The organism is Paeniglutamicibacter psychrophenolicus (assembly GCF_030812255.1).
Classification (GTDB): domain Bacteria; phylum Actinomycetota; class Actinomycetes; order Actinomycetales; family Micrococcaceae; genus Paeniglutamicibacter; species Paeniglutamicibacter psychrophenolicus_A.
In genome coordinates, this window is the sequence record NZ_JAUSSH010000001.1 from 360,540 (window position 1) to 374,553 (window position 14,014).

The 14,014-nt window shown below is 62.5% G+C and carries 10 protein-coding genes; 6 read left to right on the forward strand and 4 right to left on the reverse strand.

All coding sequences use genetic code 11. The annotated features are described in order from the left end of the window. The first annotated feature begins 186 nt into the window (after window positions 1–186). The 3 genes from J2T21_RS01640 (at window position 187) to J2T21_RS01650 (ending at window position 3,658) form a co-directional block, all read left to right on the forward strand. Window positions 187–735, forward strand: coding sequence for a COG4315 family predicted lipoprotein (locus J2T21_RS01640; RefSeq protein ID WP_307577783.1), 549 nt, complete (start codon window positions 187–189; stop codon window positions 733–735). Window positions 736–825: 90 nt separating this feature from the next. Next, window positions 826–2,493, forward strand: a complete 1,668-nt coding sequence (gene purH, locus J2T21_RS01645; protein WP_307577786.1) for a bifunctional phosphoribosylaminoimidazolecarboxamide formyltransferase/IMP cyclohydrolase — start codon at window positions 826–828, stop codon at window positions 2,491–2,493. Between the two features lie 277 nt (window positions 2,494–2,770). After that, entirely contained in the window at window positions 2,771–3,658 is an 888-nt protein-coding gene (locus J2T21_RS01650) for a hypothetical protein (RefSeq protein WP_307577788.1), read from the forward strand. Window positions 3,659–3,811: 153 nt separating this feature from the next. On the opposite strand, the gene J2T21_RS01655 is transcribed toward J2T21_RS01650, so the two are convergent. Further along, window positions 3,812–5,272 carry an MDR family MFS transporter gene (locus J2T21_RS01655; RefSeq protein ID WP_307577790.1) on the reverse strand — a complete coding sequence of 487 codons (1,461 nt, stop codon included), beginning with the start codon at window positions 5,270–5,272 and terminating at the stop codon, window positions 3,812–3,814. Between the two features lie 155 nt (window positions 5,273–5,427). Here J2T21_RS01655 and J2T21_RS01660 point away from each other — a divergent pair, with 155 nt between their 5' ends. Next, on the forward strand, window positions 5,428–6,012 hold the full coding sequence (locus J2T21_RS01660) for a TetR/AcrR family transcriptional regulator (RefSeq protein ID WP_307577792.1): 585 nt from the start codon (window positions 5,428–5,430) through the stop codon (window positions 6,010–6,012). A gap of 221 nt (window positions 6,013–6,233) precedes the next feature. Next, on the forward strand, window positions 6,234–8,456 hold the full coding sequence (locus J2T21_RS01665; RefSeq protein ID WP_307577794.1) for an NADP-dependent isocitrate dehydrogenase: 2,223 nt from the start codon (window positions 6,234–6,236) through the stop codon (window positions 8,454–8,456). A 702-nt stretch (window positions 8,457–9,158) separates the two neighbouring features. Here the strand turns inward: J2T21_RS01665 and J2T21_RS01670 are convergent. After that, complete coding sequence (locus J2T21_RS01670; RefSeq protein WP_307577796.1) at window positions 9,159–9,800, reverse strand: hypothetical protein; 642 nt, start codon at window positions 9,798–9,800, stop codon at window positions 9,159–9,161. Between the two features lie 518 nt (window positions 9,801–10,318). Then, window positions 10,319–11,290: a magnesium transporter CorA family protein gene (locus J2T21_RS01675; protein WP_307577798.1), complete on the reverse strand. Its 972-nt coding sequence runs from the start codon at window positions 11,288–11,290 to the stop codon at window positions 10,319–10,321. A gap of 664 nt (window positions 11,291–11,954) precedes the next feature. Between J2T21_RS01675 and J2T21_RS01680 the strand changes: the two genes are divergently transcribed. Next, window positions 11,955–12,710 carry a DUF4386 family protein gene (locus tag J2T21_RS01680; RefSeq protein WP_307577800.1) on the forward strand — a complete coding sequence of 252 codons (756 nt, stop codon included), beginning with the start codon at window positions 11,955–11,957 and terminating at the stop codon, window positions 12,708–12,710. Window positions 12,711–12,894: 184 nt separating this feature from the next. Here the strand turns inward: J2T21_RS01680 and J2T21_RS01685 are convergent, their stop codons facing one another. Then, window positions 12,895–13,794, reverse strand: coding sequence for a hypothetical protein (locus J2T21_RS01685; protein WP_307577802.1), 900 nt, complete (start codon window positions 13,792–13,794; stop codon window positions 12,895–12,897). Window positions 13,795–14,014 lie beyond the last annotated feature (220 nt).

The following is a 14,014-nucleotide window of genomic DNA, read 5'->3' on the forward strand; positions in this document are numbered from 1 at the left end:
GCAAAAGGTTCAAACACCCTCCAAGTATGCGCAATAAAACCTGCAACACCATGAACCACCTTGCGCTTTCGTGCGTCTTAGCCGGTGAGAGGTCTTCCGGAGGCACAGGTTTGGTGCCCCGGGGGGATCCCTGGCCCCGAAGATCACCGGGGCCCAAGTCCCGCCCCAAGTGTTAGGAATTGCATCATGATCCGGAACAACCACCCGAAATTCGCTTCCACCGCCGCGGTGCTCCTGGGTGCTGCCCTGCTGCTGGCCGGCTGCGGCAACAGCACCACCCCGGCGCAAGATCCCGCCGCAACCTCCGCGGCCAGCTCCTCCGCCGGGGGAGACGGGTACGGGGCTCTGGCACCCGGCGCCACCGCCTCGAGCCCGGCCGCGGCAACCACGGACCTGAAGACCGCATCCACCTCCCTCGGAAACATCGTTGTCGACTCCAAGGGCATGACGCTGTACTACTTCACCAAGGACGCCAAGGACACCACCACCAGTGCCTGCACCGGCGAGTGCCTGGCCGCATGGCCGATCGCCACCACCACCAACGCCACCCCCACGGTGGAAGGGGTGACCGGCAAGGTCGGGACAATCACGAGCCCGGACGGCGCCAAGCAGCTCACGCTCAACGGGATGCCGCTGTATTACTACGCCGCGGACTCCAAGCCCGGGGATGTCAAGGGACAAGGCGTCAAGGGCGTCTGGTACGTGGCATCGCCTGCGGGGGAAATGGTCAAATAGTTCACGCAGCACACGGAAGAAGGCCGCTCCCAACGGTGCGGGATAAGATGGGCAGTGCACCCCCTCAATTCCGCACCCTGGGAGACTTTTGTGAGCCAGACCGTCCTTGATCTCGTCCCGATTCGCCGGGCCCTGATTTCCGTCTATGACAAGAGCGGACTGGAGGAACTGGCCGCGGGCCTGCACGCAGCCGGCGTCGCCCTGGTCTCCACCGGTTCCACCGCCAAGCGCATCGCCGCCGCGGGCATCCCGGTCTCCGAGGTCGAGGAAGTCACCGGTTCCCCGGAAATGCTTGACGGCCGCGTCAAGACCCTGCACCCGCGCGTGCACGGCGGCATCCTGGCCGACCGTCGCGTCCCGGCCCACATGCAGACCCTGACCGACATGCAGATCGAGGCCTTCGACCTCGTCGTGGTGAACCTCTACCCGTTCGTCGAGACCGTGCGCTCCGGCGCCGGGAACGACGCCGTGGTTGAGCAGATCGACATCGGCGGACCGGCCATGGTCCGCTCGGCGGCCAAGAACCACGCTGCGGTGTCCATCGTGGTGGATCCGGCCTCCTACGGCGAGGTCATCGCCGCGGCTGCCTCCGGCGGCTTCGACCTGAAGTCCCGCCAGCGCCTGGCGGCCAAGGCCTTCGCGCACACCGCGGCCTACGACACGGCTGTCGCTTCCTGGACCGCGGCCCAGTTCCTGGACGAGGACGGCGACGGCGTCATCGACTGGCCCGCGTACACCGGCCTGGCCCTGGAACGCTCCGAGGTGCTGCGCTACGGCGAAAACCCGCACCAGCAGGCTGCCCTCTACGTGGACAAGGCCGCCCCGGCCGGTATTGCCCAGGCAGACCAGCTGCACGGCAAGGCCATGAGCTACAACAACTACGTCGACGCCGACGCCGCGCTGCGCGCAGCCTTCGACTTCGACGCCCCGGCCGTCGCCGTGATCAAGCACGCCAACCCGTGCGGCGTCGCCGTGGCCTCCCCGGATGCCGTGGACCCGATCGCCGACGCACACGCCAAGGCACACGCCACGGACCCGCTCTCGGCCTTCGGCGGCGTCATCGCAGCCAACCGCACCGTGACCGTGGCCATGGCCAACGCCGTCAAGGACATCTTCACCGAGGTCGTCATCGCCCCGGCCTTCGAGGCCGAAGCCGTGGCCATCCTCGCGGCCAAGAAGAACATCCGCCTGCTGGCCCTGCCCGAGGGCTACGGCCGCTACCCGAGCGAAATCCGCCAGGTCTCCGGCGGCGTGCTGGTCCAGATGAGCGACAAGGTCGACGCCGACGGCGACAACCCGGCGAACTGGACCCTGGCCGCCGGTGCGGCCGCCGACGAGAAGACCCTCGCGGACCTGGCCTTCGCCTGGACCGCGGTGCGTGCCGCGAAGTCCAACGCCATCCTGCTGGCCAACAACGGCGCGGCCGTGGGCATCGGCATGGGCCAGGTCAACCGCGTGGATTCCTGCAAGCTCGCGGTCGAGCGCGCCAACACCCTGGGCGTCACGGTCGAATCGACCGTGGATGCCGCGGGCGGGGCCTCCGGTGCCGAAGGCACCTCGGCGGAGCGCGCCCGCGGCGCGGTTGCCGCCTCGGATGCGTTCTTCCCGTTTGCCGACGGACTGCAGATCCTGCTGGACGCCGGTGTGCGCGCCGTGGTCCAGCCCGGCGGCTCGGTCCGCGACGAGGAAGTCATTGCCGCTGCCAACGCAGCCGGCGTCACCATGTACTTCACCGGTGCACGCCACTTCTTCCACTAGGAAAAGCTCCACTGGCCAGCCAGTGAAAAGGCTGCCTCCGGCATTCCCCGCAAGGGGAAGGCCGGAGGCAGCCTTTCGTTAACGGATCCCATCGATATGCAAACCAATGTACCGAATTCCAGACGATCAGGCAGTTCCTTTGATGGAACGCCCGTAGGATTACGGGGCCCGCAATTCGGACAACTTGGCGCAGTTATAACGGCATGATGAAAATCAGTAAGAGATTCTTCTCAATGACTTCGAATAGGATCGTGCTTAGATCAGAAGGGACTACATCGTGGGATTCTTGAAAAGAATTTTTGGTGGCAGAACTGACCAAACGCCCTCACCTCATGTTCCACCGGGGTATAGCCAGGCAAACGATATTTCGCAGTCTCCAACTGGGGTTGAACTCTCGGTCTCGATGGGGGAGCAGACGCTGGTTCAGCTGACGGGGACCACAACTTTCGCGAAAGAGGCCGTCACAGACCTCGCCTTACGGCATGGGATCGAGGGCGACGGATACTTCGAAGGTACGGGTACCCTTCAACGCGAGCCTGAGAACAAAGCTGATCCGCTTGCGGTAGCTGTCCTTGTCGAAGGTGAACGGATCGGGTACCTGCCCGGTTACCTTGCTCGAGGGCAAGCCATTTCTGTCGACGGAGCACGCGCCGTCCCAGTGCAGATTTTCTTCGAGATGCTCCCAAAGGGGCCGCGCGCAGAGGCATGGGCATGGTTGGGCAATGGAACTGCACAATGGCAATGGTCCGAGTTAGATAGACCACCGATGTCGTCTGGTGCCAAGGCGGCCGCACGCCACCGCGAAACCCACGACATCGTAAACGAGGCTCTCGCTGAAGGAGGTGCGCGAGCGACATCCTTCAAAGCAGGCATGGTCAAAGGAGTCCACTATCTTCAATTGGTCGAGCCCATCAAGCAACTAAAGCGCGAAGGCAGACTAGAAGAAGCGCTCGCGCTTTGCAGCGCCGCAATCGAAGGCGCAGAACGAGGGCGGGAGGGGAGAGAGCCAGCGCCCTGGTATACCGAACAGGCGGCCATCATCCACCGCAAACTAGGGCAACACGACGAAGAAATCGCAGTCCTCCGTCGTTGGCTAAAAATCTGCCCGTCAAATCGCAGGGAAGGTAGCCGAATCAAAGCGCGGCTAGACAAGCTGCTGCCCTAATCGTGCAGCGTTAATCGGCGAGGGTATCTCCAGTTCCGGCAGGCCTGCTATTTGCGTGAATTCCTGTCCGCTACGCCGTTCACGGCAATCGGGCGTGACCCGGAACAAAAGTGCCTCTCTAAAACAGTCTTCTCACCCGAATCCGTGATCAGGTCAGGGCCGCTTGTCGACCGTGACGAAGAACGAGATTGCCAGGCCGACGGTGGCCAGGACGGCACCGACGATGAAGGCGACGTGGGCGCCGGAGAACAGTGCGTGGGCCAGGTCGGACCCCGCTTCAAGCCGTGCCGTGGAGAGCAGCGACATCACGGTTATGAAGACGGTGGTGCCGATGGCGCCGCCGAGCTGCTGGCCGGTGTTGAAGATGGCCGAGCCGTGGCCGTACAGCCGGGGCTCGAGGCTGGCCATGGCCGAGGACATCAGTCCGGTCATCAGCAGCGCCAGCCCGATGGAGAAGATGACGTGGTTGACCATGAACACCCACAGGGCGGTGTCCGAATCCACTGTCACGTAGAGCCACTGGCCAAGTGCCAGCAAAGCCGCACCCGGAATCACGACCGGGCGGGGCCCGAAGCGGTCGTAGATGCGCCCGAAGATCGGTGCGACAACGGCCTGGGCCAGGCCGCCGGGCAGCAGCATCATGCCGATGGCCAGCGTGCTGATGCCCGCGCCGGATTCGAGGATGATCGGCAGCATCACGATGGTGCCCAGCAGCGTGCCGAAGGCGATCATGATCAGCAGCACGGAGAAGGCGAAGCTGCGGGACTTGAACGGGGTCAGGTTCAGCAGTTCCCTGCCGTCGCGGGTGAGGTGGACCTGGCGCTTGATGAACAGTGCCAGGGACAGCAGGCCGAAGACGAAGCAGGCGATGACCAACACGGGGTTCTCGGCGGCATGCTCAAGGGTGGAGATGCCGTAGACCAGCAGGCCGAAGGCGAAGGCGGAGAGCACGACGGAGAAGACATCGACCGGGAGCTTGCGGGCCGTCGACGGGAGCTTGATGAAAACGATGCCCAGCACCAGGATGACCACGGCCAGCGGGGCCATCAGGATGAAGATGTAGTGCCAGCTGAAGGAGTTGACGATGGCGCCGGAAACGGTGGGGCCCACGGCCGGGCCCACGGAGATCACGATCGAGTTCAGCCCCATGACGGCCCCGCGCTTGTGCACGGGGACCAGCTGCAAAGTGGTGGTCATCAGCAGCGGCAGCACGATGGCGGTGCCGACGGCCTGGATGATGCGGGCCACCAGCAGCACCGCGAAGGTCGGGGCAACGATGGCGATGGCCGTGCCGACGACGAAGCTGGACAGCGCGAAGATGAACAGGGCTCGCGTGCTGAAACGCTGCAGCAGGAACCCGGTGGTGGGGATGACCACGGACATGGTCAGCAGGAACCCGGTGGTCAGCCACTGCCCGGCGGCCGCGGAGACGGACAGGTCCGCCATGATGGCCGGCAGGGCGACGCTGAGCACCGTTTCGTTCAGGATCATCAGGAAGGCGGCCAGGGCCAGGGCCCCGATGATGCCGGTGAGCTGCCTGGTGGGCAACGTGGGAGGGGCCTGTCGCGACGTGGTCGGGGGCGGCGGCATCGTGTCTTCTGCGGTCTGGGCCATCGAAAATACCTTCTTCTGTGAAAAGTGAACAGACCAAATCATGTCACGGTGTGACACGTTTGGTAAGCTAAAGCTGTCAGAGTGTGACACAAGATATACTTTTCCAGGCCCCGGAACCCGCCGGGGCGCCGCCGCGTCAAGGAGTGGGACGAACTGTGGGGATCCGCGAAGAACGCCGCGCACGGATGCGCCGAGAGATCCAGGGAGCCACGCTGGACCTGGTGGAGAAGCAGGGCCTTGACGCCACGACGATCGGCGACATCGCCGCACGCGTGGGAATTTCCGAGCGCACGGTTTTCCGCTACTACGCATCCAAGGAACATGCGCTCATGCCCGGCCAGCAGAGCCTGATCGACACCCTGGTGGGCAGCGAAAGTGCCCATTCAACTTCCTCCGGAATCCTGGGGGACCTGCTGGCCGTGTGTCGGGACCTGTTCGCTCAGGAGGTCGAGCAGAGTGATTTCCGGAGGATCTCCCGCCTGATGGTGCAGGAGCCGGCGATGACGAGGGTGGTCGTTCGGCAAGAACGGAAACTGGTTGAGGCGCTGAGTGCCTCGCTCGTCGGGCGGGGGCAGCTGGAATCGATCCAGGCGCTGCTGGTGGCCGAGGTGGTCACGGCCGCCTGGCGGGTCGCCTGGCAAAGCTTTGCGCGGAACGAAGTCGACGGCGTGGATTCCGACCCGGTGGAACTCTTCGAGAAAACCATTTGCGAATTGGGGAAGTTGTTTCACGAAGGCTGAGGTGGGCGGCTCGGACCATTCAGTTATGACGCGTTAACTTAACTCGTCCCGGGCGCGGAAGCCCCGATTGCCCCGCCAATGCGCGGCGAAACGGTCCCGCAAGGTGACGGGATCCTTGCCACAAAAAGTGTTTGCGGGCGGAAAGTCGGGTAAGTTGGGGACGTTGAGATCAGTTCGGACCACACGTATCCGATAAGACCGTTCAGGGAGACGCCTCACCTATGGCCAAGATTATTTATACCCACACCGACGAAGCTCCGATGCTGGCAACCCACTCGTTCCTGCCGATTGTCGAAGCCTATGCCTCGACCGCGGGTGTAGAGATCGAGACCCGCGACATCTCGCTGGCCGGCCGCATCATTTCCGTCTTCGGCGACTACCTCACCGCCGAGCAGCAGATTCCCGACGCCCTGGCAGAGCTCGGCGCACTGGCCAAGAGCCCGGATGCGAACATCATCAAGCTGCCGAACATCTCCGCCTCCATCCCGCAGCTCAAGGCGGCCATCGCGGAACTGCAGGCCGCCGGCTACGCCCTGCCGGACTACCCGGACAACCCGTCCTCGGACGAGGAAACCGACATCCGCGCCCGCTACGACAAGATCAAGGGTTCGGCCGTGAACCCGGTGCTGCGCGAAGGCAACTCGGACCGCCGCGCACCGTTGAGCGTGAAGAACTACGCCCGCAAGAACCCGCACTCCATGGGTGCCTGGACCGCGGACTCCAAGACCAACGTCGCCACCATGGCCGAAGACGACTTCCGTGCCAACGAGAAGTCCGTGGTCATCGACAAGGACCAGACCCTGTCCATCCGCTTCGTCGGCGAAGACGGCGAAGTCAAGGTCCTGAAGAAGGCACTGCCGGTCCTCAAGGACGAAATCATCGACGGCACCGTGATGCACGCCGCCTCGCTGAACGCCTTCCTCAAGGAAGCCATTGCCCGGGCCAAGGCCGATGACGTGCTCTTCTCCGCACACCTGAAGGCCACCATGATGAAGGTCTCGGACCCGATCATCTTCGGCCACGTCGTCAAGGCCTACTTCTCCGAGCTCTTCGAGACCTACGGCGAGCAGCTCGAGGCCGCCGGCCTGAACGCAAACAACGGCCTGGCAGCCATCCTCGGCGGGCTCGACGAGCTCTCCGACGACGTGCGCGCCGGTGTCGAGGCACTGATCGCCAAGGGCTTCGAAGACGGCCCGGCCATCGCCATGGTCGACTCCGACAAGGGCATCACCAACCTGCACGTCCCCTCGGACGTCATCGTGGATGCCTCCATGCCCGCCATGATCCGCTCCTCGGGCCACATGTGGGACGCAGAGGGCAAGGAACGCGACACCCTGGCAGTCCTGCCGGACTCCTCCTACTCGGGCATCTACCAGGTCGTCATCGACGACTGCCGCGCCAACGGCGCCTACGACCCGACCACCATGGGCACCGTCCCGAACGTCGGGTTGATGGCCCAGGCAGCCGAGGAATACGGCTCCCACGACAAGACCTTCGAAATCAAGGCCTCCGGCCACGTCCAGGTCCTGGATGCCACCGGCGGCGTGCTCATCGAGCACCAGGTCTTCCCGGGCGACATCTGGCGCGCCTGCCAGACCAAGGACGTGCCGGTGCGCGACTGGGTCAAGCTGGCCGTCAACCGCGCCCGCGCCTCACAGACCCCCGCCGTGTTCTGGCTGGACGAGACCCGCGCGCACGACGCCGTGCTGATCTCCAAGGTCAACGAGTACCTCAAGGACCACGACACCGAGGGCCTGGTCATCGAGATCCTCTCGCCCGAGGCCGCGACCCAGTACACCATCGAGCGCATCCGCCGCGGCGAGGACACCATCTCGGTCTCCGGCAACGTCCTGCGCGACTACCTCACCGACCTGTTCCCGATCCTCGAACTGGGCACCAGCGCCAAGATGCTTTCCATCGTGCCGCTGATCGCCGGTGGCGGGCTCTTCGAAACCGGTGCCGGTGGCTCCGCCCCGAAGCACGTCTCGCAGCTGGTGAGCGAAAACCACCTCCGCTGGGATTCCCTGGGCGAGTTCCTGGCCCTGGCCGTTTCCTTCGAGCACCTGGCCAACACCTCGGACAACAAGCGTGCGCAGATCCTGGCAGACACCCTGGATGCCGCAACCGGCACCTTCCTGCTGGAGAACAAGTCGCCCAAGCGCAAGGTCGGCGAGCTCGACAACCGCGGCAGCCACTTCTACCTGGCCAAGTACTGGGCCGAGGAACTGGCCGCGCAGACCAAGGACGCAGAGCTGGCGGCGGACTTCACGGCCGTCTCCGAGGCACTGGGCGGCAACGAGGAAGCCATCGTGGCCGAGCTCGCAGCCGTGCAGGGCACCCCGGTCGACCTGGGCGGCTACTACCGCCCGGTCGAGGAAAAGGTCGCAGCCATCATGCGCCCGAGCGCCACGCTGAACACCGCGCTGGAACTGCTCACCAAGTAGTCCCTCCCTTCCACAGGGAAGTACGGCAGAGGCCGCCACGATCCTGGATCGTGGCGGCCGTTGCTGTCTTTTAGAGGCGTTGTGGAGCGGCTTATTGCTCTTAGTCCCTTCCCTTGCTAGTGGAACTCTTTTGCGTCAATCTCCTCGGAGAGTTCTGAATGATGCTACGAACCGTAGTCAACAATGACGGAGTCGCCCGAGATGCCAGAACGACCGCAGATCGATTCATGCAGGTTTGCCCTCTGGTCATTAAGTCAACATACAGTTTCGTCATTGACCGATCGCATGCCTTCCTCGAGCCTTGGCGCCCGAAGCGCAAGCTCCTGTTTTTCTCGCCATTCGACAGCATTTTGTATGGCCATACTGGACAAGGTTGGATGCCTGGGGCGAAAGACAAGAATCGGAAAAGTCGGGGCTGCGGCGATCTTGTGAAGCATGGGTTTTGAAGGGTAACTCAGCAGGACGAATGGCTCGAGCAAGCCAACCGTCAAGAAGCACAAAGCCACAGCGAAGCCGGGCTTTGCGCGCCGTTCCTCTTACGCCTGCCAGAGAACAGCATGTTTCTCCGTGGCGTTCCGCGAGTGAGAGAGTAATTCCGAAAGCAGCCTGCACGGCCTCGGCGAGGATTTGTTCGGCCTTATCCTCGACGCCTTCGATGCCCATGGCCGCGGGCCGAATCCAGCTCCAGAGGGGTCGTTTCTGCTACTCGGATGCAACGGCCTCGGTGCCTCCTGCTCCCTTGGTAGTAGCGGATTCCACGACGCGCCGCGCAGCGAAGCCGGTCAGTGAAGCTACGGTGGCAGCCATAAGAATCCCCGCCAATAGGTAGACCACCAACAGCACGGGAAAGGGTGTCTTTTCGTCGATGAACGGCGACGGTGCCAATGTCCAGAGGATACCGGCTGACCACGCAAGAAAGTTTATGGGGATCCACCAGAAGGAACGCGGGGTCAGGCGGCGCAGGACGAGCCATTGCAAAGACGGAATCGAAACCAGAAGCAGTACCGCGCCCACGAGAATCCAGGGCAGGGCTGACGGAGAACCTGGGTCGAAGCCGGCGATCGTGCTGGGCAGCATACCAATGGCCCATGCGACTGCAGCGCCCCCTGCGGTAGCCACGACCCACGAGGAACGTCTTACGACCGAAGGACCAAAACCGATCGACTGACCGGCCCCGAGCAGGGCCCCTTCGCACGCGCCGGCAACAATCATCAAAGGGTAGACCACAAAGCCCGGCGCTGCTGCCAGCGCCAACAGTCCACCCACTGCGGCCGGGACCATGAATCCGATGGCTTCCCCTGCAGTAACGGCAAGTACCCACCGCCGCATGAATGAGCCTGTCATGCGCCTACCGCTTTCCGGTGTCCACTCCAGACAGTGCGGCCTGCCATGTGCTCGAGCCGACGTCTCTGTGCCCCGAAGAGGTAGGCTCCACTGCAATCGGAGGCAGAGCAAAGATACCTCCAGTAGTCATGCACCCTGAGTACATTGGTTTCGGGTCCTGGCTCCGCGGTATCCATAGCCTGAGCCTACAGACACGCCCAGTCTGGCAGTAGGGATGGAGATCCAGTGCAGCTGCTCAGGACTTCTTCAGGGCGCACCGCCTCTAGGAGGTCACGCCCGGTATCGGTGAGATGCAACTCGCGCCGCCGGCCGTCTTCCGCAGACGGGGTTGCGAGCACGAGGCCGCCCAGGATGAGGGAACCGACTGTCGAGCTCATCGACCGTGGGCTCACGCTCTCGAGTCGTGCAAGGTCGGCAATGGTGATGCCCGGCCGCTGATGGAGGCGAGGGCTCATTGTCCATGGAGATCTTCGCGGGCACGGAAACCCCAACGCGCCACTGCGGCGAAGCGTGTGGGCTCATAGCCAGTCTTTGCGCCGAAAGATCATGAAGAGACCTACCGACAGCACCGCAATCAAAAGCGTTGATGCGATAAAGCCTGACTCGTGGGCGAAGCCGGGGTAGGGCAAATTCTGGCCGTAGAAACCGGTGATAGCGGTCGGTACGGCGATGATGGCGGCCCAACTTGTGACCTTCTTGGTGATGATATTGAGTCTATTGCCTTGGATGGTCAGATTGGTTTCCACGATCGTGGAGACCAGATCCCGTAAGCTGTCGGTCCACTCGGTGGCTCTCAGCACGTGGTCGTAGAGGTCTTGGTAGTACGGTGCCATTTCGCGGGGAACCAGCTGGACGTCACGTCGAATGAGTGTGTTGATAACCTCGCGCATTGGAAGCACCACCCGACGTAGTCGAACAAGACTCTTTCGCAGTTCAAAGCTGCGGCGTTGCACGTCAGTGTCGTGGGATCGTTCGTCGAAGAGCAGGTCCTCGAGGGTCTCTATTTGTTCATCGAGCATTTGCACGGTGTCGAAGTGCCCGTCGACTATGAAGTCGAGCAGCCCGTATAGGAGCGCACTGATGCCATGCGTAATGAGTTCGGCGTTCTGTTCTAGGTGGTCAATCAAATCCCGAATGGGGAAGGCATCATCCTTGCGCACAGTGATAAGGGCCTTGGGAGTGATAAAAGCCGCAATCTCAGCCGTACTCAGCTCCCCCGAGGCCGTATCAAGGCGGACAGCATAAGCACTGAGATAGTCATGATGCTCGTAGCGGTTGAATTTGGGTCGCTGTTGCACCGTCGTAGCGCCTTCGACGGCGAGCGAATGCAGGCTGAGTTCGTCGGCAACGGTCTGCAGGTCTTGCGGCGTGGGCCTGTACAGGTCGACCCAGATGACGGTGTCTTCGTGAATCAGATGTTCATCGAGCCCCTCCAGCGGGAAGCCTTCATCCAGTAGGACTCCTCGACGATAGCATCTTGTGGTGTTCATACCGCCAGTATCACAGTCGCTGTGCAATCAAGGCCGGCGCATCGCCGACACCGCTTCCATCAAGAAGCCCGTCTGAGAGTGAACCGTTCCAGCTTGTGCGAAGGTAACGACATTTATGGATCCGGCCTTTTCGCGGACGCCCTCCGTGTCTTGGAGGCATTTGATCGGGAGTCCCTCGAGCAGGAGTCCGCGCGGAAACGGCTCACCGCCAAAGAGGTCGGATCCCCCTAATCCGTCCTGAGACGAGAGACAATGCGAGTACGCACCCGAGCTCCCCAAGGCCGACCGAGGAGTATGCGATCTAGAGGCTCGACAGCAAGATCCATTCGCCACCCCCATCGGGCACATGGAACATCAGTTGTTCGGCGATCGTATGCGCATCCGTACCTTACCGAGCAATAGTGTTTGATCCCGTTCAGAGTCCTTGGGTCTGTTCCAAGTTGTTCCTCTGTGAAGCAAGTTCAGCCAGCAGACAGTAGGCCTCAGGCTCGACCGCCCACTTGCCGCCGTATGGTTTGTATCTATTGCTCATGGGACCTAAGCCACTTCACCAACAGCCTCAGTAGGACGACGATAGGAACACACAGAACCGAACCGGTCGACCGCCCCGAACACGCTACCTGCGCCGATGGGTCTGACTAGGCCGGCGTGAAGGACTGGGAAAATGACCGTGAACGCGTCAGGAACGCTCAGCGAGGCGGGGATGCCAACGTGGCGTTCCCTCTACTTGGTGGCCGGGATCGGGTCTATCGCTTTTGTGCTGCTGTTGATCGGCGCGCTTGTCGTGGACTTCGTCGCTCCGCCGCCGGTGGATGGAGGTGCGGAGACGCTGGAGTTCATCGCCGCAAATAAGGTGCCCTATGTGCTGGAACAGGTGCTGTGGATCCTCCCGAATGTTCTCGCTGTGCTGGTCTTCGTCGCTCTTTTCATCGCGCTGAAACCCATCAACAAGAGCTTCGCCCTGGTCGGCGCCCTCCTCGGGGCGTTGTCGTGGGCCACGTTCCTGGCCATCCCTGTCACCAGCCGTGGCTCGCTCACCCTCGTGTACCTCAGCGATCAGTATATGGCTGCAGCCGTCGCGGAGCGCGACCGGTTCGCAATCGCTGCGGAGGCGATTGTGGCCGAGAACAACACCCCGGCGATTGTCGCTGTCCTGTCCGCCGCGGGCATCCTCCTGATCTCTGTCGTGATGACAAGAGGTGTCATGCCGCGCGCAATAGGATGGCTCGGAGTGGTGACTGGGGCGCTGGGCATGCTCAGCGAAGCACTCCGGTACGCCGCGCCATTTTTTTACTGGGGCTACGGCATCCTGCTCTGGGGCTGGTTCATCTCAGTCGGGGTCGCACTCATCTTGCTCGGCCGGCGGACACCACGCGTGTCCGCCGATGGAGGGCTGATGGTCCCGCCAACGACCAACTAAAGCTCGGGGCCGATGGCTTCATTATCTCGTCATTCGAGTGGTAGAGCGTCGTCGTACGTGGGCGCCCGTCCGTGACAGCTTGATGCGCGCCGTGCCTTCTTGGACGTGCCGCTCAATCCTCCAGCGTTGCCTGAAAAGCGAATCTCTAGCATGGCCCCGGGACTGGTAATCCAGCCGTGCCCCGTTATCGAAGATCGCGCTGGGTTGCCGAGATTGTTGGCGGGTTGGGCTCAGCCCGTTCTCGGTTGGGGACGAGCATCCAGACCATGACCGCTGGAAGGATCGGTGCGACCGACGCGTATACGATGTTGGGAATGCTGAGAAAGATCGTCTGGTACGTCAGGATCATCGCGGCACTCAGGACATATGACCCGACTCCGACAATAATGCGCCGTGCGGGGGTGAGGCCCCCCGCGGCGATGAAAGCGAGCGCGAAGTTGATGAGGAAGGGTCCCACGAACAATCCTTGGACCTGCACGCTCAAAGACTGTTCGGCGTCGATGGTAGCGCCGGACAAGACGGCGAATACCACCGATATCAAGGCGTAGCCGACGAAGGCTAGCGATGCCGAGACCAGCGCGCGCGCAAGACGTTCGAAGACTGGTGGAAGCCCTGCGAGCAGGCCTTCCGGGTGACGTTCGTAAAGGGCGACGAGCACGCTGAAAGTGAGTGTCTGCACAAGCATCTCCGGCATCCCGATCGCGTGGTACCACAGAGGAAGCTGCGTGTAGGTGATGCCTTCGATTGAGGACGGCGCTGCTGCCGAGGTGGACAAAATCCCGATGCCGACGAGGATCAACCACAACCAGAGCCATCCCAACCGCTGCGCGAAGATTTCACGGAAGGGCAGCAACACGGCCGCGATGATGATGCCACGAAACACCTGAATGACCGGGCCGATGAACAGAGACACCGATCCGAACTCGACCATGTAATCACGGATGACAGGCCGGGCGAACAACGACGCATAATCGAGCACGATCGACGCGACGATCCCGACCACCAGATACGTGAGGACATGCAACATCGTCGCCCGCATGAGAAAGCGAAAGGTCCGCGCTCTTGGTTCCACTTTCGTGTTCATGCGAGTAGTCAAGCCCGCGTACCGACGGACCGCGAGAGGCGAAGGTCCCGGCAGAATTGCTTATCAAACGCGCCTTGAGCTTGGGCCTCGGCCGTCTCGCCACGAAAGTGTTCGGATTGTCATCGCGCGTGTACGCGGGCTGCTAGCCCACGCGCTCCTCATGCAACAGGTTCCTTGGCTTCCCGCATGCCGGTCGTTCACCGGAACTCGTGCAGATGGC

What these genes read in the sequence shown, in the direction of transcription:
- J2T21_RS01640 (WP_307577783.1), top strand. Translation starts at nt 187, where the DNA reads ATGATCCGGAACAACCACCCGAAATTCGCTTCCACCGCCGCGGTGCTC.
- J2T21_RS01655 (WP_307577790.1), bottom strand. Translation starts at nt 5,272, where the DNA reads ATGGCCCAGACCGCAGAAGACACGATGCCGCCGCCCCCGACCACGTCG.
- J2T21_RS01665 (WP_307577794.1), top strand. Translation starts at nt 6,234, where the DNA reads ATGGCCAAGATTATTTATACCCACACCGACGAAGCTCCGATGCTGGCA.
- J2T21_RS01670 (WP_307577796.1), bottom strand. Translation starts at nt 9,800, where the DNA reads ATGACAGGCTCATTCATGCGGCGGTGGGTACTTGCCGTTACTGCAGGG.
- J2T21_RS01675 (WP_307577798.1), bottom strand. Translation starts at nt 11,290, where the DNA reads ATGAACACCACAAGATGCTATCGTCGAGGAGTCCTACTGGATGAAGGC.
- J2T21_RS01680 (WP_307577800.1), top strand. Translation starts at nt 11,955, where the DNA reads ATGACCGTGAACGCGTCAGGAACGCTCAGCGAGGCGGGGATGCCAACG.
- J2T21_RS01685 (WP_307577802.1), bottom strand. Translation starts at nt 13,794, where the DNA reads ATGAACACGAAAGTGGAACCAAGAGCGCGGACCTTTCGCTTTCTCATG.